The organism is Pseudomonas sp. NFACC42-2, from assembly GCF_900116055.1.
GTDB classification, from domain to species: domain Bacteria; phylum Pseudomonadota; class Gammaproteobacteria; order Pseudomonadales; family Pseudomonadaceae; genus Aquipseudomonas; species Aquipseudomonas marginalis.
On sequence record NZ_FOZO01000001.1, the window covers coordinates 433,731 to 458,679 of the forward strand.

Annotated in this window: 32 protein-coding genes; 9 read left to right on the top strand and 23 right to left on the bottom strand. The window is 57.7% G+C overall.

Features of this window, described 5'->3' with window-relative positions:
* Positions 1-9: 9 nt before the first annotated feature.
* The 23 genes from BM416_RS01900 to BM416_RS02015 form a co-directional block, all read right to left on the bottom strand.
* Positions 10-2,781, bottom strand: a complete 2,772-nt coding sequence (locus BM416_RS01900; protein ID WP_092484732.1) for a coiled-coil domain-containing protein — start codon at positions 2,779-2,781, stop codon at positions 10-12.
* Between the two features lie 155 nt (positions 2,782-2,936).
* Positions 2,937-3,998, bottom strand: a complete 1,062-nt coding sequence (locus tag BM416_RS01905) for a hypothetical protein (RefSeq protein ID WP_256577412.1) — start codon at positions 3,996-3,998, stop codon at positions 2,937-2,939.
* A gap of 35 nt (positions 3,999-4,033) precedes the next feature.
* On the bottom strand, positions 4,034-4,396 hold the full coding sequence (locus tag BM416_RS01910) for a hypothetical protein (RefSeq protein WP_092484735.1): 363 nt from the start codon (positions 4,394-4,396) through the stop codon (positions 4,034-4,036).
* 523 nt (positions 4,397-4,919) lie between these two features.
* Positions 4,920-5,267 carry a hypothetical protein gene (locus BM416_RS01920; RefSeq protein ID WP_092484741.1) on the bottom strand — a complete coding sequence of 116 codons (348 nt, stop codon included), beginning with the start codon at positions 5,265-5,267 and terminating at the stop codon, positions 4,920-4,922.
* Positions 5,264-6,019 (bottom strand): hypothetical protein, encoded by a 756-nt coding sequence (locus BM416_RS01925; RefSeq protein ID WP_092484744.1) that lies wholly within the window; start codon positions 6,017-6,019, stop codon positions 5,264-5,266. Before BM416_RS01925 ends, BM416_RS01920 begins: the two co-directional genes overlap by 4 nt.
* A 10-nt stretch (positions 6,020-6,029) precedes the next feature.
* Positions 6,030-6,482, bottom strand: coding sequence for a hypothetical protein (locus tag BM416_RS01930; RefSeq protein ID WP_092484747.1), 453 nt, complete (start codon positions 6,480-6,482; stop codon positions 6,030-6,032).
* A gap of 5 nt (positions 6,483-6,487) precedes the next feature.
* On the bottom strand, positions 6,488-6,775 hold the full coding sequence (locus BM416_RS01935) for a hypothetical protein (RefSeq protein WP_092484750.1): 288 nt from the start codon (positions 6,773-6,775) through the stop codon (positions 6,488-6,490).
* A complete protein-coding gene (locus BM416_RS01940; protein WP_092484753.1) occupies positions 6,768-6,977 on the bottom strand; it encodes a hypothetical protein in 210 nt (69 codons plus the stop codon). The genes BM416_RS01935 and BM416_RS01940 overlap by 8 nt, the downstream gene beginning before the upstream one ends.
* Positions 6,967-7,215 carry a hypothetical protein gene (locus tag BM416_RS01945; RefSeq protein ID WP_092484756.1) on the bottom strand — a complete coding sequence of 83 codons (249 nt, stop codon included), beginning with the start codon at positions 7,213-7,215 and terminating at the stop codon, positions 6,967-6,969. Before BM416_RS01945 ends, BM416_RS01940 begins: the two co-directional genes overlap by 11 nt.
* Before the next feature lie 35 nt (positions 7,216-7,250).
* Positions 7,251-8,198, bottom strand: coding sequence for a Mu-like prophage major head subunit gpT family protein (locus BM416_RS01950; protein WP_074844120.1), 948 nt, complete (start codon positions 8,196-8,198; stop codon positions 7,251-7,253).
* Positions 8,199-8,262: 64 nt separating this feature from the next.
* Positions 8,263-8,679 carry a hypothetical protein gene (locus tag BM416_RS01955; protein ID WP_092484758.1) on the bottom strand — a complete coding sequence of 139 codons (417 nt, stop codon included), beginning with the start codon at positions 8,677-8,679 and terminating at the stop codon, positions 8,263-8,265.
* Positions 8,680-8,738: 59 nt separating this feature from the next.
* A complete protein-coding gene (locus BM416_RS01960; protein ID WP_092484761.1) occupies positions 8,739-10,103 on the bottom strand; it encodes a S49 family peptidase in 1,365 nt (454 codons plus the stop codon).
* Positions 10,104-10,105: 2 nt separating this feature from the next.
* The gene (locus tag BM416_RS01965; RefSeq protein WP_092484764.1) at positions 10,106-11,716 is read right to left on the bottom strand and encodes a phage portal protein; all 1,611 of its coding nucleotides are present in this window, start codon (positions 11,714-11,716) and stop codon (positions 10,106-10,108) included.
* Positions 11,713-11,934, bottom strand: a complete 222-nt coding sequence (locus tag BM416_RS01970; RefSeq protein WP_065899722.1) for a DUF6148 family protein — start codon at positions 11,932-11,934, stop codon at positions 11,713-11,715. The genes BM416_RS01965 and BM416_RS01970 overlap by 4 nt, the downstream gene beginning before the upstream one ends.
* Before the next feature lie 3 nt (positions 11,935-11,937).
* Positions 11,938-14,010 carry a phage terminase large subunit family protein gene (locus BM416_RS01975; RefSeq protein WP_218190212.1) on the bottom strand — a complete coding sequence of 691 codons (2,073 nt, stop codon included), beginning with the start codon at positions 14,008-14,010 and terminating at the stop codon, positions 11,938-11,940.
* Positions 13,973-14,467, bottom strand: a complete 495-nt coding sequence (locus tag BM416_RS01980; RefSeq protein ID WP_092484766.1) for a hypothetical protein — start codon at positions 14,465-14,467, stop codon at positions 13,973-13,975. Before BM416_RS01980 ends, BM416_RS01975 begins: the two co-directional genes overlap by 38 nt.
* A gap of 208 nt (positions 14,468-14,675) precedes the next feature.
* On the bottom strand, positions 14,676-15,407 hold the full coding sequence (locus BM416_RS01985; protein ID WP_139237727.1) for a hypothetical protein: 732 nt from the start codon (positions 15,405-15,407) through the stop codon (positions 14,676-14,678).
* A 19-nt stretch (positions 15,408-15,426) separates the two neighbouring features.
* Positions 15,427-15,771, bottom strand: coding sequence for a phage holin family protein (locus BM416_RS01990; RefSeq protein ID WP_065927355.1), 345 nt, complete (start codon positions 15,769-15,771; stop codon positions 15,427-15,429).
* 58 nt (positions 15,772-15,829) lie between these two features.
* Positions 15,830-16,129: a hypothetical protein gene (locus BM416_RS01995; protein WP_092484772.1), complete on the bottom strand. Its 300-nt coding sequence runs from the start codon at positions 16,127-16,129 to the stop codon at positions 15,830-15,832.
* Positions 16,130-16,655: 526 nt separating this feature from the next.
* Positions 16,656-17,015: a PA0613 family protein gene (locus BM416_RS02000; RefSeq protein ID WP_256577413.1), complete on the bottom strand. Its 360-nt coding sequence runs from the start codon at positions 17,013-17,015 to the stop codon at positions 16,656-16,658.
* Complete coding sequence (locus tag BM416_RS02005) at positions 17,012-19,234, bottom strand: VapE domain-containing protein (RefSeq protein ID WP_092484775.1); 2,223 nt, start codon at positions 19,232-19,234, stop codon at positions 17,012-17,014. The genes BM416_RS02000 and BM416_RS02005 overlap by 4 nt, the downstream gene beginning before the upstream one ends.
* A gap of 207 nt (positions 19,235-19,441) precedes the next feature.
* On the bottom strand, positions 19,442-19,951 hold the full coding sequence (locus tag BM416_RS02010; protein ID WP_074844100.1) for a phage regulatory CII family protein: 510 nt from the start codon (positions 19,949-19,951) through the stop codon (positions 19,442-19,444).
* 333 nt (positions 19,952-20,284) lie between these two features.
* Positions 20,285-20,545, bottom strand: a complete 261-nt coding sequence (locus BM416_RS02015; protein ID WP_092484778.1) for a transcriptional regulator — start codon at positions 20,543-20,545, stop codon at positions 20,285-20,287.
* Positions 20,546-20,645: 100 nt separating this feature from the next.
* Between BM416_RS02015 and BM416_RS02020 the strand changes: the two genes are divergently transcribed.
* The 9 genes from BM416_RS02020 (at position 20,646) to BM416_RS02065 (ending at position 24,949) form a co-directional block, all read left to right on the top strand.
* The gene (locus BM416_RS02020) at positions 20,646-21,410 is read left to right on the top strand and encodes an XRE family transcriptional regulator (RefSeq protein WP_256577414.1); all 765 of its coding nucleotides are present in this window, start codon (positions 20,646-20,648) and stop codon (positions 21,408-21,410) included.
* Between the two features lie 247 nt (positions 21,411-21,657).
* On the top strand, positions 21,658-22,221 hold the full coding sequence (locus tag BM416_RS02025; RefSeq protein ID WP_092484781.1) for a hypothetical protein: 564 nt from the start codon (positions 21,658-21,660) through the stop codon (positions 22,219-22,221).
* Between the two features lie 9 nt (positions 22,222-22,230).
* Positions 22,231-22,521, top strand: a complete 291-nt coding sequence (locus BM416_RS02030; protein WP_092484784.1) for a phage antirepressor KilAC domain-containing protein — start codon at positions 22,231-22,233, stop codon at positions 22,519-22,521.
* A gap of 162 nt (positions 22,522-22,683) precedes the next feature.
* On the top strand, positions 22,684-23,151 hold the full coding sequence (locus tag BM416_RS02040) for a hypothetical protein (RefSeq protein WP_092484789.1): 468 nt from the start codon (positions 22,684-22,686) through the stop codon (positions 23,149-23,151).
* Positions 23,148-23,468 (top strand): pyocin activator PrtN family protein, encoded by a 321-nt coding sequence (locus tag BM416_RS02045; protein WP_092484792.1) that lies wholly within the window; start codon positions 23,148-23,150, stop codon positions 23,466-23,468. Before BM416_RS02040 ends, BM416_RS02045 begins: the two co-directional genes overlap by 4 nt.
* Before the next feature lie 89 nt (positions 23,469-23,557).
* A complete protein-coding gene (locus BM416_RS02050) occupies positions 23,558-23,956 on the top strand; it encodes a hypothetical protein (RefSeq protein ID WP_092484795.1) in 399 nt (132 codons plus the stop codon).
* Positions 23,953-24,174 carry a hypothetical protein gene (locus tag BM416_RS02055; RefSeq protein WP_092484798.1) on the top strand — a complete coding sequence of 74 codons (222 nt, stop codon included), beginning with the start codon at positions 23,953-23,955 and terminating at the stop codon, positions 24,172-24,174. The genes BM416_RS02050 and BM416_RS02055 overlap by 4 nt, the downstream gene beginning before the upstream one ends.
* Positions 24,171-24,713 carry a phosphohydrolase gene (locus tag BM416_RS02060; RefSeq protein WP_092484800.1) on the top strand — a complete coding sequence of 181 codons (543 nt, stop codon included), beginning with the start codon at positions 24,171-24,173 and terminating at the stop codon, positions 24,711-24,713. Before BM416_RS02055 ends, BM416_RS02060 begins: the two co-directional genes overlap by 4 nt.
* A complete protein-coding gene (locus BM416_RS02065) occupies positions 24,713-24,949 on the top strand; it encodes a DUF4224 domain-containing protein (RefSeq protein WP_065927415.1) in 237 nt (78 codons plus the stop codon). The genes BM416_RS02060 and BM416_RS02065 overlap by 1 nt, the downstream gene beginning before the upstream one ends.

The window sequence follows — 24,949 nt, forward strand, 5'->3', positions numbered from 1 at the left end:
CTCGCCCCCCTAAGTTTTGATGGCGCCGTTGCGCCGCATTTTTTGCATTTCCTCAGCCAGCACCCGGGCACCACGCCGAATATCAGCGGGAGACATCCGGCCGCTGCTGTCGTGGTAGTGATAGCTGTTGCCAGAACCGCCTAACTGCCCTTCCCCATTAGCTGCCTGGCGAATAACATTGGCGTATTGCTTAGGCAGCACCATTTCCTGCTCGTGGAGTTGTGTCATGGGGTTAGTACCGGCAGGGATGTCATAGCCGCCCTCGGCCGAAGCAACGTTTTTCACCAGGCCAAATACGAACGCACCGGCGGCGACTGCCGCCGCCGCGCCCAGGACAGGGCCAATGATCGGAATGGCCGACATGGCTGCAAAGGCACCGGCCATGGCCTGCCAGGCGCTGGCAATGATGTTTTTGATCGTGGCTGCGCCCCAGATCGCTACGGACATGGCCGCACCGCCTGCCTCTGCAGCCGTTCGAGCGCCTACACCCACTACGGTCGCGCCAGTTTTAGCCGTCTCACCGAACATCCAGGCCATCAACGGCTTGGTGACCATGTTCTCAACGAACGCGGTGCCGATGCTGGTGAAGATCCCGCGCAACAGGCCCTGGGTGCTCATGGTGCCGCTGATGATGCCGGTAAGCCCGCTCGACCAACTGGTGCGCAGACTGTCGACCATGCCCGTCCAGTTGCTTTGCGACTCGAATGTTTGCTGCCTGCCAATCACCGCCATGCTGTTGCGGTGCGTTTGCTCCAGCGCCAGGATCTGCTGCTGGACCTGCTGCAGCGCGACCGGGTTGCGGTCAGGATCCTGCTCCAGCAGCGCCTTACGCTCGGCCAATGCCTGAGCTTCGATCGCATACCGCTGCTTTTCGAACTCGGCCTGGGCCTGCAGCAGCTGGCCTTGGGTGATCAGGTTGGCTTGCAGATCCAGCTGGGCCATCTGCTCGGCATGCGCAACATCGGTAAGCCGCGCCTGCTGATCGGCAGCCAGCTGCTGCTGTTTCATGTTGGTGATTTGCTGCTGCTTTTCGCGCGCGACAGCGACCACCTCTGCCGCAGCCTTGCGGTATTCCTGGCTGTCCTGGCCGTAGAGTTGCCGGCTGCGCTCTAATGTCTGCTGAGCGATCTGCAGACGCGCGTCCATGTTGTTGCGGTACTGCTGTGCCTGGGCCTGCAGATCGGCAAAGGCTTGACCTTCGTCCTGCCGGCGCAACGCATTCAGTGATGCCAGGTAATTGCGCTGAACGCTCAAACGTTCGGCCGCGCTCAAATCCGTGCGCTTGAGAATGCCCTGCCAGTACTGCATTTCCTGCTGCTGGGAGAACTGCAGGAAGGTGCCCTGTTCGGCCTGCTGCTGTGCGTGAGCGACCTTCTGCGCGTCCAATGCTTCTGCCCACTCACTGACCCGTGACGTGGCCTTCGTCGGCGCACTTACCGGGTCATCCGCTTTTTTAGGGGGAGTTGTGGACTCAACTATTTTTTTCCGATGCTCGACGGCTGCAGCGTATGCCTGCTCCAGCTTGGTCAACCGGGCGACTTCAACGCCGTAAGCGGTCGGACTTGTCCTACCCTGCTGTGGTGCTTTGGTCAGGGCTGTATCGCCGCTCGCGGCCATCTCCGCCACTTTGCGTCGCTGCTCTTCAATGCGAGCTGAACGGGAGCGCATACCCGCGTCGACTTCTTCCAGCTTATTGGACACCAACTGCATGTTTTCCAGCAGCAGGCGCTCTTCGACCAGCGTGGCTTCCAGCTGGGCCTTGCCACCCCCACCGCGCGGGCCGGCGATAACTGTCCCTAACATCGCTTCGTAGCGCGCGACGTTCGCCGCCACCTCATCAACGGTAAGGCCTACGCCGGTCATACCTTTCAATAGGTTGTTGAACCAACTGGCGGTTTCAGACAGACGCTTATTCAGGCTGATGAAGACAGGCTCAAGGATGGTACCGATGGTGACCTGCAGCTGGTTACTTTTGGAGTCGAGCTCGGCCTGGCTCCCAGTCAACCCATCGGCCGCTTTGGCGGCGTTGCCGACCTGAGCCTCGGTTTCTTTCATGATGCCGTTGTATTCGGCCGTGATCTTTTGCGAGTCCGACAACTTGTCACGACTGCTGCCGATGCTCTTGGCGTACTCGTCCCAAATTTTGGCGACGTTTTTCGTGACACCGGCGTTATCCACCAGCACCGAGTTTTCGTTTTTCAAGCCTTCGGTGGCCGACACCACAGCTTCCGACATGCTGAGATTGGCCTGCCGGTTGAACGCTGCAGCGTCTTTTAGGCGGTTGATCACCGCCACTGCCTGGTCAACGTTGTAACCACGGCTGAGCAGGTTTTGCAGTGCTTTGGCTGCGTCACCGACGCTGAGCAAGCCGTCAGAGGCGAGCTTGTTGGCCTCATCCATGGCCCGGCCAATACCGACACCGGCATGATTGGCCACCGCTTCCAGGCCACGATAAGCAGCCTCCTGTTGGATCGCCGCGTCCTTGCTATCGCTAACGATCTGGCCCAGCTTGAAAGCACCCAGACCAAACACACCCGCGATGCCAGCCGCCACACCACCGAGGCCCGAACGCATGATGGCGCTGACGCCGGAGAACGCTTCATTCACTGCCGGACCAAAACGAGCGAGCCGGGTTTGACTGCCGACCATCTCGGTATTGATCGCCCTCAGCTCGCGGCTAAATGTCGTGCGCGCTTCGCGCATGTTGCTTTCGATACTTTCAACTGCACGGTCAAAACCCTGGGTTCCGGCCGTGAACTGGTATGCGATATTCCTGTCCATGCCAAAATCTCACATCACAGAAAACAAAAAACTCCGCCGGGGCGGAGTTTCACTTAAACACTAAAATCTACTTCTCGCGGAAAATTCCCATATATTCATAGAAACCTTCCGGGCCTTCTTTTAAACGGCCGATACAAGCATCCCAGCCAGACATGTCAATCAGATTTTAGCAAATAGGTTGGCCCCCAAGATGATTGTCCAGGTGTTTTCTGAGCCTGCACTTTGATAGGACGGTAGGTAAGTTGTTTGAGCACCTCCGCCATTTTCGGAAAACCGTAGTCCGCAGGATTTTGGGCATGCAGAACCTGATTGACCTCACCGAGTATTTTCACCATCTTGACTTGCTTTAGTTCACAGCGCATTTGGCTTTGCTGAGTTTGCTTACAGCTTCCAGGCTCATAATTAATACTTGGCGGATCCGGAAAGAACCCATCAATCAACACTACTTCACCCGCAGCCACATCAAAAGTTGCAAACTCTTTGGTCAAATGAGCGGTAACTGTCCTGCCCTCAACGTTCCGCTGTTGGATACTCTCTCGCCAGCCAGCAGCGCCCGTTTGTCGTTTTACGTCATAAGTCTGTTTATCAACATAAGTACACTCGCCATTTACAACGCGAACTTGAGTGCAAACTGATTGTTCGACCGTCTCCGTTCTATAAGTAGCGTCTTCCCACTTCTGACCACGATCATATTCCCTGAAGCTCTTAGGTTCGAACGTAACGTAACCCAAGGCTGAAGGGCGAAATCCACGTTCACCGGGAGTCTCATAGGCTGGCGTCCTTGGTAAATCGTAGCTAAGACCTGTAATAGAATAGTGACCTGGGTTTATCAAATAGATCTTATACAATGTACGACCAAAAACCACCTGAAAATAAGAGCCTTGTTCGGTACCTATATTCTCGGAAAGTGTATCGTACCCTACTTTAAAAACGGAGGAGGAAGCACGCGTATTAGTCCATTCAGTTACTGCCGAACGTAACTTTAAAAAATCCATCGTTGAGTCATTGTTTTTAAAGTCGACGTTCAAGCTATCTAAGCTGGCGGTAGGGACTACCAGGACAACTTTACCCGCTAATTTCGCATTAGCGAAGAGTTCATCCTCAACCTTACGGCGCTCGGCTACTTCCCGATCCAACCCCGAGCCTTGCCCCGCTCCGGATTGTCCAATGGGTTGGATCGGAACACACCCAGCTAACACGGAAATGCCGGCTGCCATAAAGGCAACCGGAATAAAAACGCGAGATATTGAAATCACTTGCAACGTCCGGCGGCTTTGGTCAAGGCATTACAGTTGGTGGACGTTGTCTTCGAGTCCTCAGCTGTCGCGCCATCAACTGGACCTGAACACAGAGTATCAGAATCAAGAGCGCCATAGACCGAAGTGTAATAGCAATTATAAATACCCTTGCTGCTTTGCACTCTAAACTTAACCGAGTCAAGCGATGTGCTGCGATCCAAGATTTTTATTCGGTCTGGTGAAGTATTCAAAGCCACACCAGCTTTTTCTTGCAAATCACTATCCTTTGCCATCGAGGATGCAATGCTGCCGCAACCAGCTAACAGAGAGACCAGAGAGCCAGTCAGTACCATTTGCATAATCTTAGTGTCTAGCATAATAGATAAGTCCAGTTATCAAAATTTGATTAACGCACGCACCGCGCAGATTGTTTAGCCGCGTCCTAACACACTCACTTACTTGGCAAACTCTCCTCATTGAAAAAGTAGCGTTAAAGCTAAATTACGAAAAATTAAAAGACAATAGCTCATGTAAGCTATTTTGTTTTATTGAAAAATGTGCTCCAAGATTGAAAGACTTGGTCTGCAGTCTCCAGCAAACTACGTTCGAGTGGCTTGGCGTCCAGAGGATCGGCGATCCTTGCCTAAGCCTTTCCGAGGAATGCATCCAGACCACTGCGCAAATGATCTGGCAAATCATCCCTTAGGTCTGTGGCAATCGTTGCCAAGTCGCGCGCCAGATCTGGGGCATCAGTGACGTCCTGAGGCGGCTTGTAACCCATATACCCCGCGACTAAGACATGTACCGGTGGGTGAGTGCGCCAGTAGTCGGTCATATGGCCCACCATGACCATGTCCCAGTCTCGTCGCAACATGGCCGGACTCTGCCCGGTACACGCAATCAAGTGAGCGTAGAGTTGGCCCCAGTCGAAGGGGCCGGTCCTTCCCCCGGCGCCGACTCGGTGACCTCCAAGCCCGAGGCACTCATAACAGCATCCAACGCTTCACGCATGTTGCGAAGATCCAGCAGCGCTGCCACTTCTGCCCGCTCGATGTCGGGATAGTTCCGACGCAATGCCGCGTGCGTGGCATCGATCACCGTTGCGATACTGTCCCGGTCCATGTTGCCGGCCATCACCGCGTTGATCCGCTCCAGCAGTTGCTCCAGATCCCCCAGCGCAAGGGGTGGGATGACGAGAGTTTTCCCTGGAAACGGGAACGAAACGCCGGGGACATTCACGACCGTCATTCGTTGGCACTCCAGTAGCACACCTCGCCGAACTCATCCGCGTAGCCGGTGAATTCAAAGTCCGGAATGGTGTAGTCGTCCTGTTTGGTGGCGATCCCCAGCTTGTTGCTGACAAAGTTCGGCACGCGCACGTACACAGTCTTGCCCTTGTATTTCAGGACGAGCTCGCCCTGAAATACCGGCATGTCACCCATGGGCAGGTTTTTCACCGACAGGCTTTTACCTGTCGTAACGGTGTAGCGGTAATCAATGAACACCGACTTGGCCACGTCTGCAGCGGCAAATGCATATTCCCCCGTGGCGGCATCAAAGGTGTACTGCCCAACTGTCGGCGCGCTCAGTACACGTACATAAGGTATTGCACCGGAGCCCCGTACCCCAAGATCGCCTGAGAGCGTCCCGCCCGCTGGAGGTTCCACGGTGATGGTGGCCCCTGCCGGCACCACTGTGGGCTCCGTGGAGTGATGAACTAAGACCTGTCCAGTGGTCAGGGTCTGCCCGAACACCAGTTGATTCCACTGCAGCAGGCTGATCTGGGCGGACTTGGCCTTGCCCGTCAGCTTGCCCTGGCCCCGTGCCGCGTCGACCGCAAACTGCTCGCTGCCGAACAATTCCTTGGAATCAAACGACAGGTCCACCGATGCTTCTTGCATGATGCCCAACAGGATGGGGGTCGGTGCGGAAATGGCATTGCCATAGGCGTCCATCAGCGGAGTCGCGTAAAACAACCCGCTGCCGAATGCGATTTGCATAATGTGTTCCTCAGTAAAAGGTAGGTCCGGCCGTCAGGTCGCCGGTATTGCACAGGTAGGTGAAGCGGTAACGCACCATGCAGTTGCCGGCGGTGTTGTCGCCTTCGTCCTCGATCCAGTCGATATAGAAGCGCTGCACCCGATTCGCCTCTTCAAAGGCGTCCTCTGCCATCAAGACCGCATGTACGGCCACCTTGACCAAGTCAGCCACCTGATCCCAGGCAGCACCTGTGACCGTGTCCTCCCGGGCGATGATTTCCACCGTCAGCTCGAACTGGTTGCGATCCAATGCAGCGCTTTCGCGCTCACAGGTTTCTAGGTCAGGACGCAGCACGATCGCCGGCGTCATGTCCCGTCTGATCGCCTCAGTGCGACTCCGATACACCCGGTCTGCCGCCAACGTACCGGCGCCCAGAATCAGCGCCTGCGCCTTTGCGACGATGCGTTCTTGAATCGAGGGCATGAGGGTTAAACCTTGGTGAGGGAGGCTAGGCTAAAGGCGCCGTCATCGATCATCCGGCGGTCACGGACGCGGAAATTCACGCCGCCGACGGTGATCAGTTTGGGATTGTCGATGCCCAGGCGCTCGGCCTCGGCGGTGATGACCAGGATCTCGTAGCCGGTCGACTGGCTGTTGGTGCCGCCCATGCCGTGGATTTCGTCAGGCATATCCCGCGCGGCCAGAAACGGCTGACCATCTACCATCCCACCAACGTCGAAGTCCTCAAGGAAGCCCCTGAGATCTTCGTCAAGCATCAGGGCTCACCTTGACGGGCTTGCGTCCGCCCTCAGCTGCAGCGGAAGGTGCCGGCACAGGCTCGACCGCCAGCACTTCCAACTGGTGGCGAAAGCGTTGGGCCACGTCATCAGGCAACTCGATCACGCCCCCTGCCCCGGTCAGTTTGTCATCTGGCCCGCGAAACGAGCCGGATAGCACCGTGTAGGATTTATTCGGCATTACGCTCTCCTGCGACCTTGTCCAGTTTCGTCAACCGCTGCCCCAACGCCTTGTCCGGCTCGCCGGGGATCACAATCACTTCCCCGGCTTTGAACTGAACGGGCGACACGATGGTGTAGCGACCCTTCTTGTTTTCGACCGGCTCCAGGTTATGCGCACGCGCACTGGCCTGGGCCGCATTCAGGATCAGTTCCCCCCCATAAAGGGTGATCGTCTGTTCCACGCGGTATTTCGGCATATCAATGCCCTCAGTGAGGTGTCAGGCCGAAAGGCTTAGGCCACCAGTTGGTTAAGAACGGCGTACTGCCAGCGCCCAAAACCCACGTTGCGCCAGGTGTCGACGCCGTACTGATGAGCATCGTTGTCGAACTCGTACTCCGAGCCCTCGGCCTTGGCTTTCATGGCCACGTCGGTTTCCTGTTGCCGGATGAACGCTTTCAAACGACCGTCCGTGCGGAAGGTCACGAACTTGTCCTGCCAGGCGTTGAGGCGCACGTTGCCCACCACGCGAACCACCACGTTGTCCGGCATGACAATCTCATTGATGTTGGTGCCACGCGGCACGCTGAGCGCCGTCTGCGCAACGCTCAGCAGGTTGAACGGCACCATCACCAGGAACTCGCGGGCCAGCTCGTTGATGGGTTCGCCCTGATCATCCTTCAGGCTGGTCAGTTGGGTGATGGATTTGGCGACGGCCTGCTGAAACTCTTCGACACTCGGCCGGGTTGGGGTACCGGAAGTCCCCGCCGTCAAACTGGCAAGACTGGTTGTGATCTTGTTGGACTGCACGCCGCTCTGGCCTTCTTCGTGGTCGGTATCGAAGAAGTACTGGCCGTCATAACAGGTCTGGCTTTCACCGTTGAGCAGCAGCACCGACAGCAGTCGCGCCCAGTGCGCGTTGGTGCGGTCGGCCAGCTCGCCCAGGCGGATGCGCAACTGTCCGGTTTTATCGCGGCGCAGCTCGGTGACCAGCACTTCGAGGGTGGCCTCAAAATGCAGGTTTTCGATTTCGAGATCAGCGCTGATAAAACCCTTGGCGTGGCGACCACCAATCCACTCACGCAAGGTCGGCACCATGCCGATCCACGGATAGGTTTCTTTGGCCTGGTCGGAGTCAAACAGGTTGGACACGGCGTCGATCCAGTTCGACCCCACATTCTGCTCGAGCAGTTCGTAAAACATGCCGATGATGGCACGGCTGGAAAGTACTTCAGCACCCATGGGTGATTCTCCTGAAGAAGGATACGGTCAGAGAAAAGTTTGAAAAAACGGGTTGAGTGATGCGTCAGGCCGCTATGGGGATGGCCTGGGCGGTGAACTTGACGATGCCGACGCCGGTGCGCACGAAACGGTGAACATGCCCGATCAGGCTGTTACCGGCGGCGGTGAGCAGAAACGTGCCGCTGTCGCTGGCATACACCGGTTTGCCGATGTCGGTGATCGCCAGCGCAGTGACGGGCAGTTCAACTTTGCCCAGTTCGCGAAGACGCACGCGCGCTGCAGCAGCGGCACCGATTCGATTGTCGACACCGCGATCGGCGAAGCCCACGAACAGGTCACCTGCCGCCAGGGGACGTGCGAGTCCGTTGGCCGCAACAATGCCAACCGCCGAGCCTTCGAAAATCTGCACGCCGGCCGCAACGGACAAATCGTTAATTTCCCCGATCTCATAAGCGCGGGGGGTATCGAGAGTGAGAGGCATAGGATTCTCCAAAGCCAAGAAATTTAGTTGCTTAAAGATGGTGCGGAATTACCCGGTGTTTACTTTTTCAGGACCTTGACCAGACCTCGCTCGGTGGCCTTGCGGTAGCCGTGATAGGCCTCGAAGGTGCCAAACTCGGCGCGCAGCTCCTTGTCGCTGTCCCAAGTCGCCTTGGCACGCTCCTCCAGCGGCGCCTCTGGATCCTCCTTCACAGCCTCAGGGGCTGCAGGTGGCGTCAGCGCATTGGGCACCGGCGCAGGCGCCTGGGCACGAATGTCGGCCAGAGCACCGGCGCGTTTGGTTTTTTCGGCGCCGATAACCTGCGCCGCTGCTTCGGCGCCGGTGGTTTTGCCGTCGAACTTGAGCGTGGCAATCAGCTCTTCGTGTCCGGGCAGTGCGGCGGCTTCCACCGCCTGGATGCGCTCGCACTCAGCGCGGGCACCGGCAGCGACACCAGCGGCGTGTGCGTCATGTTCCAGGCTGGCCAGCAGCTCGGCATGATTCGCCGCCAGGTATTCGCGGTTGATAATGGGTTTTTCTGCAGTTGGAGCGGGTGCGTTACTGTTGGTAGTAGTGGACATAGGTCTTTCTCCAGAAGAACTGCTGTTGAACTCAGCGATGAGTTGTTCAAGGGTGGATTCACGGTCGGCCATGCCCAATGCCACGGCATCGGAGCCAATCCGCATATCGCCCTGGCCGAAGTCGGCCAAAACGGTTTCAACACTGAGGCCACGGTAATTGGCGACGTCCTCGACAAAGATGTCAGTCAGCCGGTCGACATGAGCCTGGGCCACAGCACGTCCTGATTCAGTGCTGAAGTCAGGGCGTTTTTTCGGGCTCTGGCTGCTGACGATCTCAAAACTGCCGTCGTCGTCGCTTTTACGCACCGTCAGCACCGTGCCGATGGAGCCCACGGCGCCGGTGCGGCTTATGACGATTTCATGGGCTGCTGCAGCTATCCAGTAGCCAGCGCTGGCCGCGTTACCGGACACATACGCAACCACCCGCTTGGGTGAGGCGCGGATCATCTGGCCGAATTCAGCGATGCCACTGGCAATACCACCGGGGGTGTCCATCACCAGGATGATGGTGTCGGTGCGCGGATCGTCGACGGCGGTGGTGAACTCCTTGGCCAGCACATCCAGCGACGTCGCTCCGGACAGCGCCGTAAACAAGTTGGCGTAGCGGAACACCGGGCCGGTGACGGGCAGCAATGCCACATTGCCGCGCTGGGTCACCGCGCGACTGTTCTGCAAGGGTTTGCCCTGCCTGGCCTCCAAGGCTTCCGGGCCTTCATGCTCCCGGCGGGCGATGGCGGTGATGGTCTGCAGCATGTCCGGGGTAATGGCCCAGGGCTCGCGCGATACCAGGTCGAACGCCGTCACCCGGTGCACGGGAGGTGCATCGGTTGGGTTGTCGCTCATAGTTAGGTCCGTTCAGGAAGATCAGGATTGGCCGCAGGCTCATCCTCGGGGCGAGCCGTTGGTGACACGGATAGGCCGTCATCGCGCCTACGCTTCACTTCAAGCGCACGCTGTTCGTGGTTCTCTTCCCAGTCGCTGCCGTCGTAAAGCATGGATTCCTTGGCGAGAGTGCTGACGCCAATATCGATGCGCTTTTCGGCAGCATTGATGTCTTTGAGCGGATCAACGGTGCCGGGACCATCACCCACCCATAGCGACCCGCTGTACGCATAGCGCAGCAACGGATGGTCGAAAAACCCGGGAGCCTCGATGTCTCCCTGTGCCACGGCCTCTTCAAGCCAATGCTCGTACACGGGCTGGCAGAAATGTTGGCCCAGGAAGTCACGGCAACCGCGAACGAACTGCCAAGCCTCCATCACAGCAGCACGCGCGGCGGTGTAACTGGCGGTAAAGTGCTTAATCAGCACCTCATAGGGCAGCTCCAGGGCCATGCCGATCTGCCGGAGCATAGCGAGCACGAACGGATCGAACGCCATGTTCGGGCGACCGGGTGATGCGGTATCGATCGACGCACCGTCGTCCAGCTCGGCGACAATGCCGCCACTGAGTGAGCCGTCCCAACCGCCCTGGTCGCGCCCGGCGGGTTTATCGCCACCCACCGGGGTGTTGCCGGTAACGGCCGATGCCAGAGGGCTCAGATTGCCGGACTGTCCCGGCTTGATGAACACGGCGAAGAACGCAGACACCACCGCCGCTTCCAGCTCGGCATCGGTGTAGCGATCCAACTGTTTGAGCTTCTCGATTACCGGCGCCAAGTACGGCACACCGCGTGGCTGGCCCACCCGACGACGCCGGTACACATGCAGCAGAACGCGACCGCCGCGCTCGTTGAAGAACGGGCGCTCATCCCAGACGCGCTCTTTGACGCCCAGCGCCCCCGGGTGACTGCGCAAAATATGAGCCTTGATCGGTGCACCATCGGTGTCACGCTCAATGCCAGCGGTGAGCGCTTCCGTGTCGGCCTTGTTGCTAGGGTTACAAACCCGGTCGGCCTCAATCAGCTGGATGCACGCCGAGTAATGCTGGCCGGGTTGTTCTTTGTGCGCCAGCAACGTGAAGACGTCACCACTGCTCAACACCGACCGCCAGGTCAGATCCTGCAGGCCATAGAAATTCTGTTCGCGAGTGATGTCGCAGCTGGTGGTTTCCGCCCACGACTTGAACAGCGATTCCGTTTTGCGCTGCCACTCCCTGGCCTGGTCTTCGTCCCAGCCCAAAATCGAGCGATTGACCACCGACTTGAGCGCCAGGCCGGTGCCGACCGTCTTCGTCGTCACCGTGTTGATCGCACCACCACCGATGGGATTGTTCCGTTCAAGATCTCGGCAGCGTTCGCGAAGCGTGGGCAAGTCGGGTAGCAGGTCTGCTGCCGCACTGCCTGCCGTAGGGGTCCAGGCGCTCAGCGAACGCTTGGCCTTCGACGCGCCGCTGTAACCACCCAAAGCGGTCATGGTCAACCGGGCATGCATGCGCTTGGCGCCGCGCTCGGGGCTGAGCCAGGTGATGGCCTTATCCAGCAGCGTCGGCTCTGGCACTTTCGGTGCGCGGCTCATCGCGGCGTAATCCCACGTAGGACGATCCCCCGAGGGCGACCGCTCTCCAGCCGATCAACTTGCTGTTGCCAGTAGTCGATCGTCTTGGTGATTTCGGCAAGGTCGGCGTATTCCAATTGCCGGGTGCCGATACGATAGCTCTGCTTTTGGCTGACCTTCATGCTCGCATCGAGCCAGGCTTGCAGTTGGCCCTGCGCTTGTTCCAGGGTGATAGCCATGAATTAATTCCTGCGTTGGGAGAGCACGCGCATTGCACTACGGCGCCCAGAAACAACTCTCCCGCCAGAGGGCGGGAGATTGGGTGGTTCGACGGGTGGTGTAGGTTCCTGACTGGTCCCGTCCGTTTCGGGAGCGGGTTCTACCTCGCATTGATCCGGCTCAGGTGGGTCAAACAACGCACCCTGACGGATCTGTGCATCAAGCCCTGCCCAGTCATGCTCGCGCATCAAATGCGTTTTCAGGGAGCGGGCCGCGTGCAACGCATACGTCTCGCAGTCGGTACCTTCGTTCGGCTGGCCGGCCTTTTTCTGCCAAACCTTGCGGTAGTGGTGTCGCCGGCTGGGCGCCTTCACTTCGGCGGTGATCTGCCGGAAATAATCCGGGCGCACCGTTTTGTAAAAGTGCATCCGACCAGGCCCATCACCGGTCAAGGGCAAACGGCCCTCAATCCACAGATCCTTGGCCCGCGAGGTACCGACAATGTAAGGGCGCAGGCCGTACTTCGAGGCCTTTTGCTCTTTGTCCGTATCCACACCCTGCCGAGGTGCGCTGAAGATCTCCCGACGCTCATCGTCACGTGTATTGCCACGCTCGCTCGCACCCTTGATCGCCATCACGCCGTTGCGCTGATGCTTACGGCAAAACGCATACGCCGCGTCCTGGGTGATGGTGCCGTCCGAGGTATCCAGCGAAACCGCTAACACTCTCAGCTTGGCGCCGCAGGCGTGTGAAATCGGCGCAAACAGCAACTTTTCCAGATCCAGCCAGACGCCCTGGTCAGGCAACACCACCTCGCCGTAGATTTCTCCCCAGTAGATCAGCCAGGATTCCTCGCCTCGGCCCCAGGCCCGCATCACTACCGCTAGGCGATCGTGCTGCACGTCGACACCGGCGGTGATCACCAGGCCCCCCATGGGCACAAACATTTCCGGGTAGTCCTCCGCTCGCTCAGCCAGTTTATTGGCCTCAGGCAGGTCGGATTTGTACTCGTAGGCACGGCCCTGTTTCTGGTTCACGAACTTGATCAGCAACGACAGATTGCCAATCGACGCCTGGTGTTCGGCGTTAAGTTTCTCCCGCACGATGTCGGCCAGGCTGGTACCGGGCAGGCACGCGTACAGCTCGTTCAGCTCAATGAAACCGGCACGACCGGCAAAGGGTTTGGTGGGCACCCAACCGCAATAAGGGTCTCCAGCATCGATCGCGTTGAACACCGTATTGCGGATGTTCTCTTTGCGCTGGTAGTCGTCCCAAATCTCGCCACAGTGCGGACAACCGTAGCCGGCGGTCTCTGGATCCGCACGGCCGTAGATCTCGTGTGGCTGGGCGTCCTCTTCAATGTCGAGCCACTTGATATGGGCAAAGTCCAACACATGCGACTGGCCGCACGCGTGGCAGATGATCGGCAACACCCGGCAATCGGTCTGGGCCAGGCGCGCTTCGGTCTTGCTCGCGCCCTTGATCGCCGGCGTACCACCCACCAGCATCTTGGAGCCGGGGTAGCGCTTGCCGCGCTCCTCCAGCAGGGCGATCGCATCACCCTGCCCCTTCACGTCGTCGCTGGTGTCGTCCGGTTCCTCCACCACCGACAAGCCCACCGACGACGTGGACTTAACATTGCCGGGAGAGTTCGACGCCACCAGTTTGAGGAAGCCGCCCGGGAAGGTCTTATGGTCCCAACGGTTGCCCGAGGTGCGGCTGACGTCGACCGGCATCAGCTTGGCCACCTCAGTGTTCGCCGTCACACCGAACTTGAGCTTTTCGTCATGAAAGTTTTTGCCGTCCTTTTCCTTGGCGAACAGGATCATGATCGGGCGCGGCAGGTTATGGATGAACTTGAACAGGTAGCCGATCAAGAACCACGTCCAGCCGATCTGCGCCGCTTTCATCAGGTCGACCTCGCTCACCCGTGGATCGTCCAGAGCGGCGGCAACGCCGAGGAAGTAAGGCGTGTATTGGAAATCGTACAGGCCATGCAGCACGCCGCTTTCAGCGGGCAGGTAAAACTCGGTGCTCAGGTAGTGCGCGGTCGGGATGTCACGCGGCGGGTTGAATTTCCCCGCTGCTGCCGACAAGCTCCGCGCCAAGTTTTCGCGCGTAGCCTGCAATTCGCTCGGTCGTAGGTCCAGCAACTTTGGCCACCACTGTTCGATCAACCGTGAGTTTCTGCACGTTCTCGATTTCCTGAATGATGCGTTCAAGGCCGCCCAGGTATTCCCGGTTTGCGAAACTGGCCCAGTCAGACAGCGCACGCTCTGCCTCTCCGGAGGGAATCAATGAGCGCAGTTTTTCGTAATACACCAACCGCCCGTTGGCTGACTTCTGCTGCAGGTCATCAATCCGCGCTCTGTTGAGTTCCTCAAGTTGGCTGCCCCCGCGCCCAGCGGCTTTCGCGCGTAAATCGCGGATATAGGCCGTTCGGATCTCGTCCATGCTTGCCGTTTGCCAATCCAGAGTCAGGCCCTTGAGCACGTCGCGGGCATTACGCTCGCTCATGTCCAGGTGCTCGGCGATTTCATGTTGGGTTGGCATGGTCTGCTCCTGATGCTGGGAGGGAAGCGGAACCCCCTATGTCGGGTTGAATCTGCAAAAAATTCGGGGTTCGAATTACCCCGATGGCCCCGCTGCCTGGAAGGACCCATTGATTTTGGGTCGCAGGTCGACCTGTCAAGCAAAAATCCCGACAAATCATTGAAAAATCACCGTTTTTTGAGAAAAAATGCTTCGAACCTACAAGAGGTCAGCCTCGCTCCATCTCCCGTGCCAGTGCACGTCGGAACAGCGGCTCGAACTCGGCCTCCGCTACGCGATTGGCTACCCCGTAGAAATCAAAGCGCCGCCGATACGTCGGGCGCTTGACGAAGATCAAGATGGGCCGTGCCCCGTTGCCGATCCGCTGCCAGATACCCAAAGGGCCGGCGCCGTTGCCAGGCCGACCCACGAAATAGTCCGGTGCGTTGCGGTTGCGGCGTCGGCTGCGCTTAGTGCGGTTGGCCATGAAGCCCGACACCCGCTCAGCTGCTCCGAGTGCGGACAAGATCTGGACGATCTGGCCGCGACTGATGTTGCCGTTGCCATCCATCCTGGCGCGCCGACCAGGGACAGCGTACATGTCCGCTGGCATCAAGCCGTAGTGGATCAGCGCTTTCTCAAATCGCTTATGTGGTCGGTTGCCACCGTCAATGTGCACCGGCAAGTACTTGGACGCGGGCACACCTGAGCTTGCTTCGTCCTTGATCCACACACGGGCAAACAGGCGGCTGGTCGTGGCACTGCGCTTGAAGACCGAATTGAGCGTCCAGCGCGTGGGCCGATCAAATACCCGCTGCAGCTCGGCCTTCTCTGCCGCCTGTACGCGTTCAGCGGTGAAGGTCAGCGCTTTGGCAGCGGCTATCGGCACCTTCGACTTGCTGAGCCCACGCATCTCCCTAACGATCTTGTCGATGTTGTCACGCATCTCAAGTCGCATCATGGTCATTGCCCCTGGATGCTTATGGCCCAGCTTCACCGTTGGCTTGCGCTTCACGCAGACCAAGGCGCTTGGCCGCCCAGCGCTCGTACAGCCCGATCGCTACGTCTGCCCCTGCCATCGCCGTGAGGCATCCCAGCGCACCGGACGTCCAGATCGACATGCCTGCCGCATACAGCAGCATGATCGCCGATACCCCGCACACCACGCAGGCGCCGGACCGAAGGGCCAATCGTCGGATCAATGCCCAACCACGCGTCCCTTCCTTGTCCGCTCGCCACATCTCGCCCGACACACCGCCCACCAGGGCCAGGACGATCACTAACCAGATCGGCATTTCTGCCAGCGCTTGCTGTTCGTTCGTCATTGGCATACTCCGTAAACGAAAAAGCCCTGCACTAGGCAGGGCTCAAAAACGTTGTTGTCTAGTGGATGGGTAGTTCACTGCTACGCGAACTCAACCTTCTACTTCTGTCGAGATAGTTATATCCCGCATTGGTGACGCGCTGGATACGTATATCCGGAGCGTCCCCTTCAACATTGATACAACCCAAATCTACAAGCAGCTCGATATGGCCATCCACGACTACACCGGACCAATGGACACACTCGGCGCTGGAGAATTTGCTGCGAATATCCTTCGCCGATAAATTGAGCTTCCAGTCATCGGAGTCCTTGATGCAGACGTCTAAGATTTTCACCAACAGCTTCTGATCTCGTTCCATTTCTCAGTTCCAAAAGAAAAATTGGCTGTACGAAGTAGTACGTCTGAGGAGAAATGAAAAAACCCGGCGCAAAGGCCGGGTTTTTGGTGAGATCGCTGTTTGCGTACCTCTTTGAATATGACTGATTTATACCCCTCCAGTCCGGTGGCAGCAAGAGCTCAGCGCTGCCACCCTGCAATCAACGGTAATCAACGGCAATACACCGGCAATCAACGGACATATAACGTTACTGGCTCTAGCGCCGCAGGCATGGACCCTCTTGTCCCACTGTTTTCAAGAGAGGCGCGACGTCTGAAACACCGATGAATCAAAGCGGCGCCCCTCCGTCCTACTATTTATTACTTTTTCCATGTAAAGGGAGAATTAATAAACGCTGCGCGTACGCGCGCGCGTATGTGGGTGTGTGCGTCACATGCGGGAAAGATGCAAAAAAGGTGGGACGGTGGGCCATCATCAATTAACACGCGGCGCGCAGATGACCCACCCGACAAAACACTAGCAGGCCGTACAGGGACGCGCCGCACCATCAAGCTACGCGCTCCAGCAGCATGCCTGCGATCTCCAGATGTGCCGAATGCAAGCGCACATAAAACTGCGTCCGACCACACCCGCAGTGCGCCCATTTCTGGCGTTCCACGCTTTCACGGTTCAGGTAATGCTCCTGCACCACTTGGGCCAGATGCCAGGACAGATGCTTGTTTACGATCACCTCAATGTCTGCACTCCATGGCAGCAGCATCTTTGAACCGCCGCGCGAGCCACGAATCAATTCACCCTGGCAATCGATCAACTGACCCAACATGCTGCTGGCAGATCCGTCAGGGCCGCCGCCACCGTGCATATCGAGCGCCCACAGCTTCAACATCTCATCCATTTCAGGGATCAAAATGCAGTCTCCTGTCTGGGCACCGCCGACCCTCGCTTCCACTCCGGCGGTTTCACATACTCATAGCTGCGCACCCCACGCACACAGTTACCCTTACGCCGCCGGGGCCAATTCATCCGATGCATAATCTTGCCGATGCGCATTTGCTCGGGTCTACCCCAGTGGCTTGGATCGATGTTAAGCGCATGCTCAAGCAGGTGAGCGCCTGTCACCGTATCGCCAATATGCTTGTCGGCTAGGTAGCCGACCACCAGGTCTTCCCACATATCTGCCTGATAACGCTGATCCTGCTCAGCTGCAAACACATCAGCCTCATCGCGCTCCACCCACCATATGTCACCTGCGCGAAAACAGGCTAACGCTTCGGCCCAGAGTTGATCACGGTCGGCTCGCAGTCCCTCAAGATCAACTTTGGTACACATTACCGGCCAGTAACGGCGGTTGCCCGTATCGTCCTTCAGGTACTCATCCTGGTTGGTCGTGCCGATAAAAACGCTCTGCCGGGGAACATCCAGCATCCGCCGGCCATAGCTCTCGCGGTAGGTATCGATGGGCGATGAGACGAATTGCTTGGCCTTGGTTGACTCTGCCTTGTTCAGTGAGTCCAGCTCGGCCATCTCCACAATCCACTTGCCCCGGATCGCCTGATAGGCGTCTTTGCTGCTCAGATCAAATGACGTATCCATGAACCACTCGCCGCCCAATACCCGCGCAGCCGTGGATTTCCCCTCGCCCTGCAAGCCTTCCAAAATCAACATTGAGTCAGCCTTGCAGCCAGGTCGACACACGCGTGCCACCGCAGAAATCAGCCATCGCTTGCCCACCTTGCGGGTGTACGAACTATCCATAACACCCAACCGATCCTGCAACCAACGCTCAAGGCGTCGCACGCCATCCCACTCAAGGCTATCTAGATACTCTCGCACCGGGTGGTAGGAGTTGTCATTCGCCACCGCACTGACAGCCTCAACAACGTGGGCAGTTTTCACCCGTAGCCCGTAAACATCAGCAAGCCACAGCGCCACCCTGATGTCGTCAAGATCGGTCCAGTCCCCCTTACCACCGCCATACGGAGGTGTACGCAGCTTGCGCGTCTTCGAACTGAACGAATCCCAGGCGATTACGCCGGCCCAGCGTTTATCGTTACCCAGAATCAATGCCACGTTGAATGGGTGTACGATCAATCCTCCTTTTTCAGAGTACTGCAGCTTCTCACGCCACCCCTCATCGGTAGAGGGTCGAACCACCGCCAACACCTGACGGCGAACCGTGTCCATGCCCTCAGCACAGTGCAAGTCGTTAAAATCCGTCCAGCCGTCTTCCCGGTCGTTGTCGAATACCGGCATAACCACCTGCCCACCGACCACAACCGACGCATTGCCAGCCTTGATTACCCCCGCGTTATACGGGTGCCCATTCACTACAGTCTTCCAATCATCATCTGCGCAAAACACCAACTGCCGGCCGGGATACTTTGTGCGCATGGCTTGTGCCACCGGCAGCAAGTTGCCGGCATCAAAGCAAATGCACACCGTCAGTGAGGTCGCCATGTGCAGGCTGGCGCCTGTCGCGTATCCCTCTGCGATCAAAATCACATCGCCCGGCTCAGGCTCTGGGCCGATCAGATGGAACGCGCCTTCTTTAGCCAAACCGTACGGCCAGTAGGTTTTGTTTCGGCCCGTAGCAGCCTGCTTTTCCGGGTACAGCACTTGTAGCCCGACAATATCGCCCTTCACATTGCGCATCGGCACGAAAGCCGTACCGCTCTTTGCCTTGTAACGCAGACCGATGCCGACTACCCGCTTGGCATCCAAGTAACGCGAACCGCCCTTTTCAGATAGGTGCTTCCACATACCAGCAGCGCGCCGGGCGGCAGTGCGGTGCTTTCGGTCCTCAGCCAGGGCGGCCTTGCGCTGGCCTTCCTCGGCCCTGGCGCGCATCACCGCTCGATCTTCAGCGCTCAGCCGCCCGCCCTTTGGCTTGATCTTCTGCCAACTGCCCTTTTCACCCTGACGCCAGTCGCCAAAAGCGCCGCAATACAGTGTTTTGCCGTCACCAGTCAGATGCTCATAGATCACATACCAACCCGTTTTCTCCGGGGCCTTATCACCGTCGCACTCGCAACGCGTTCGCTTACCAATCACCAATGGGGTTTCTGGTTTAAGCCCGTAGTCCTGCAACTGGGCCAACACATCATCGAGTAGTTCGTGATTGGTCATGCCCGTACCCCACGCCGGTCTGCCAGCTCCTGGCAGTCAGTGCAGCGCGTACAGCCGCGATCAAGCATTGCCAATCGCCGAGCCTCTAGGATGACATCCCCGCAGTCCACGCACCCGAGCGTACATTGGCCTGGATTGGCAGTAGGTCGCGCGGCCATCGCCACTGCAAGATTAAGAGCAATGACGTTATCAGCAACATCTGCGTTGTCAGACATAGGTCAGATCCTCCGCATGCATCTTGCGGAGTACCGCGCGCAACTTGAACACAGCCTGCACCATGCGCTCGGCCAGCAGTTCAAACTCAGCCAGCTCGTCATCGTCCAATTTGTCATCGGACAATGAGGTCGATACATGCGTGGCTAACTCCCCCTCACGAGAAAGCAACTCGCCAATGCCTGCCATTAGCGACTGCGCCGTGTCGGTGTCGCTCAACTCAGAAACGTCGATTCCCACCCAACCGATGGGATGCAGCAACGCATCTACAATGCGAGGATCGCGCGTGGCATCTAGCACCAATTCAAGATCGCCAATGTTAGGCGTGTGGCTGGTATTGGTCAGGCTCAGCTTATGATTGAGGGTGGTGGCGTTGCCACCGTCGATAGCGGCAATGGCAGTGGCTCCGCCCGGGTAGTCACGTGCGGCGTGGAGCAAAGCTTGCGGTAGAGTCAACAGCGAACGCCGTGCGCGCTCAATGGAATTGAACTGTTTTCGGTTCATGGCAAAACTCCAAAAACTCTGCCAGTGACCGCCGCATGCCTGTTTGGTACAGTTACGCCGTGGTCACTTACAGGTGGTCGCATGCAGCCGGTTGCTCTGTGGTAGGAAAGCCGGCTGCACCCCAATGGCAAGGCACACGCTCCGCATGTGCCCTGTCGTTACAGCCTGCAGACCGTGGTGGGTTAGCAGGCAACCCAAGGCATCCGTGCCTTGGCAGCGCGGTAAAGGGAGGCGGTTTGCATGTGGTTTGCCCGCCAATCTTTATCGCGTCCAGGCATCACTGTGGTGGTGTGTGCCTGGAGGAACTGGGCGGCCCTTAGGCCGCCTTTTTTCTTAAGCAGCGTCAGCCGTAACATTTGCAACAACAGTCGCATGCCCCTGCATACGCAAATATTGCCAATCGATATCGGGGCGTAACACTTCGCAAGTCACATAGCCCCTAGTCTGCCGATCAATAGCAATCGCGAGGCCCGCATTGGCTCGCCGGTTACCATAAGCAATCTGCTTAAGCTGCCCCGCCGATGTGTCACAGCATGCGGCAAACTCTTCCAGTTGCGCTGTTTCCAAACCCTTGATGTAGTCGAGTAGAGTCATTTTCATCTCCAAAACAGCCTGGAGATTAGCAAACGCTAATCCGCCTAGCAATAGCAGAACGTAATTTACAATCTGCTAACGGCAGAGACATGATTTAAGTATGAATATTTACGAAAAACGCTTAACCATCCTCAAGGCCCTTATAGGCGAGAACCAGCTGAAGGACTTTGCCGGGGCACATACCGATGTTGATGCTTCCTACCTTTCGCAGATCCTTAACGGCCATAGGACCCTAGGGGATCGAGCCGCTATGAACCTTGCAAAGAAGCTCGCCGTTCCAGCAGAACTACTCACATCAGGAAATTACTCTGCTTCCGACCAAGACCACATAACGGCAAAATGGCTAGCACTTGACCTCAAACCGCCAACGCTTCCACATCCCGCGTTTTTCAACGCGACGATCAACGAAACCGCCCAACGCGTTGCCGAGGAAAGAGAGTGGTCTGCCAAAAACCGCCGCGCTGTCCCGGTCCCCGTAGTAGGTAAAGCCATGCTGGGGTCCGATGGGTACTTTGACGCCCTAGACTATCCACCCGGTCATGGTGATGGATACATAGACATAGTCAGCTCCGACCCCGACGCCTATGGCCTAAAGATGGTGGGGAGCAGCATGCACCCACGCATCAAAAGCGGGGAGTTTGTTCTTATTGAGCCAAATCATCGCTATCAGACGGGCGATGAGGTGCTGGTAAAAACAACTGATGGCAGGGCTATGGTGAAGGAGTTTATTTACTTTCGGGACGGCCAATATAGATTCGATAGCATTAGCGACGGCTATCCCCCAGTCTTTTTGGATGAGCATCTCGTCGAAAAGGTCCATTACGTGGCAGCTATTTTGAAGGCGTCCAAATACATAGACATCTAAATTTAGCATTTGCTATTGCGTAAAAAATTAGCTGTTGCTAATTTTGCCTCACTCTCCTACCACAGAGCGAGGCACTTCCCATGCAAACCACAACCTTGCACGTACTACCATCGTGCCCACCCAGCCGCATTTTCGAGGTGCGCCGCCTAGCCGTAATCCACGGCTGCACCTTCGCCCTCACCAAACGCAAAGCTGCCACCAGCCGTACGCCAGCGCCCTTCAATCCTGATGATGGAGGGCGCGCAGCATGAGCAGACTGTCTCTCAATGCAGGCGCCTATATACGCCTGCAGGCCCAGGTAAACCTTAGCGGCACGTTCAATCACACCCTACATTCGTGTGATGGCGGCCGATCCGTCGCGGCTCAGGTCGAGATCGAACAGTGCACCGCCGGCATCACGGTAATGGTGCGCATCTGCGGGACGCGCAATACATCAATCACCCTCGATAAGCACCGCAAAAACAACGCCACGCGCGTTGCAAAGTTTATTGAGGGAATCGCAAACGGCATCAGCCCTACCGGCGTGCCCGACATAGATGAGCACGAAACTGTCAGTGATATAGAGGCGACCCTACGCCTGGCAATTCGGCGTGGGCGCGGTATTTACCATCTGATCGCTGACGAACTGGAGCCCTCTCTAGAGATACAGCGCAACCCACGCGGCGGCTATATCGCCGTGGTCGAAATCGACGACGACGCCGGCTGCCTACTCACCCTGCCCACCGACAACCAGCGTGCCTACGCAATCCTGTCGGAAAACCTCAACCAGTTCCTGCAGGGCTACCGCAATAGCCTCGCAGCCGTCGCATGAGGTGCCGTCATGAGCCTATCCCTCAAACGCGTAGCCGAACGCCTAGGTTTGGGTCACCGCGAACTCATGAAACGCATGCGCGACAAAGGCCTTCTGGATCAACACAACCTGCCAACCAACCCTGCCTTGACCAGAGACTATTTGGTCACCCGTGAGAGTCGCTGGTTTCACGAGAAGCATGGCATGCAATACAAGCGCACCACGCGCGTGACCGACATTGGTATTTCCTGGCTGGCCAGGCAGATCGGTGTCGAGCGCCCAATCCCACCCGCTGTGCCTGACCCGCGAGAAGTCGCGTAATGAGACAACCTGAAGCATGGCCGCGCCAGTACGCCCGCCAGATCAAGGCGATGCGAACCCGAGAGGAACGCATTGCCGCACTGGCAGAAGTACCCGAGCACCTACGCGATCTAGTACGCACCCACGTTGAAATAGCCTGGAACCACCCCCGAGGGAACACTCATGGACCGCAAGCTGATTGACGCCCTACTGATTGAGCTGCTGAACCTGCCCGAAGAACGCCGTACGCCCGAAAAAATTTTGGCCAACCTCACACTGGCCGCCACAGCTGCTGGCATTTCCCTAGAAGCCAGCGCCGCACCGCTGCAGATCGAACACCTACAACTGGCGGCTGCTCTTGACCATCTCGCCATCAATCTCGGCCCGAATTACCGGGCCCGCGCAATGCTGCGCCTTGGCTACGGAATTGAGGGAGTAGAGCTAGGTGCCGTGCTCGAACCGCTAGACAGCGCCTCCCCACTGCCGCGCTTCGTGGCCTTTGGTACCACAGCACGCACAGCATTGGCAGCTATCAACCGCGATATTCGAGCGAGTAACCAACCCCATGCCAAAGCAGCGCCGCAACGTAAGCCCGGAAAGCTGACGCTCGGCACGCTCAAGGCGCAAGTAGATAAGGCGAACGCGGCATGACGGCCTCTATACAGCGCGAATTGCGCCTGCCGGTGGCGCCCAGAAGTCAAACCGTTGAGCTGCTGTACCGAACCCTCGGGGATCTGCTTGTCCCCGTCGACCAAGTACGTGAACGCTACTTCAGCAACCTCAACCAAGACAACTTTACTCGCGCGCTGACAAATGGCCGTGTAGCGCTACCCATCACCACTCTGGATACCAGCGCCAAGCGCCCCCGCTTTATCGACATCCGTCATCTGGCCATTTTCATTGATACACAGGCGGATGCTGCAGATGAGGATCTGACAAACACTCAACCCCAGCCAGACGAGCGATGACACTTTAACCGACGCACTTCAATAACAGCTGAACCACCGCAACCGCTGCACCACCAGCCAAGCGGAACACAACAGTAGGAGCAAACCACATGACGGCATTTGAAATTTTCGCATTGATCAGCTTCGTAATTGCACTCGCCATTCTGTATTGGGTCGGGTATCGAGGCGGCTTAAAGGATGGCTGGAGCGAAGGATACGACGACGGTCACGGTAAGGGCTATATCGAAGGCATTGAAGAGGCCGAGTCGTCGGGCGCCACTGCTCTCGAAAACGCCACGCGGCGATGTGAGCGCCTGGAAATGATTTTGATCAGGGAGCCCCAGGACCGTCAGATCCTTCTGGCCATCGCGGCGAAACTCAAACTGGCCGCCGATTTCTTCCACGCCATCAAATCGGAGGGCCACGCAACTCAAGCACTCATGTTGCGCGACCACGCTTTGAGCATGGCCGACGAGTTGAATGCCTTTCGCCAGGGGGATCTGACATGAGCCGCGCCATCACGATGCTGCGTCTGACGCCTCAAGCCGCCGGAACGCTGCAACAGCAATACACAAAGGCGATCAAGGAACTGCACGATATAACTCGCCGTAACCGAGAGTTCGATCGTCAGTTGAGAGCGCTCATCGGCTACAACAGGCTGCGCGATCTGCACAAAGCAACAGACGACGCCCTGCTGCTGGCCGACCTGATGAAGGAGGCAGCATGAACTGGATCCTCACCCACACCGGCAAGCGTTTTGACCTGTTCGAACCTGACGCCGACATGATCGATCCACGGGATATTTCCCACTCACTGGCATACCTCTGCCGCTTCAACGGGCACACCCGCGAGTTCTACAGCGTGGCGCAACACAGCTGCATCGTCGCCGAGCTGGTGCCGGAAGAACACAAGCTCGCAGCCTTGCTCCACGACGCGCCAGAGGCGTACCTGGGCGACATGACCAAGCCACTTAAGCAGTGGATACATGCATACCAAGACTTCGAAGACTGGGTATGGCAGCGCGTGTGCCAGCGCTTCGACATCCCTGCAGAACTTCCTGCTTGCGTTCACAAGGCCGACTTGATTGCGCTGGCCACCGAACGCCGCGACCTCATGCCAACCGATCCGGCTATCTGGGATTGCTTGGTTGGTATACAACCCATGGCTGAAACCATCCGGCCATGGCCTGCCGCAGAGGCCCGACTGACCTATCACCAGCGCCTCATGGACCAACTCGCCATCGAACACCGGAGGAAAGCGGCATGATGGAACTACAAAGCGAAACCCTCACCGACGAGGAGCTGGCCACCATCACCGGCTACCAGATTCCGTCCAAGCAGGTCCATTGGTTGACCGCAAACCACTGGGAGTTTGTTCTGACAGGCGCTCATCGTCCGATAGTAGGCCGCATTTATGCCCGACTGAAACTGTCAGGTGTCAAACCTTCCGCTGCCAATGTCGTGACTGAAACCTGGTCGCTCGATCTCGCAAATGTGAGCTGA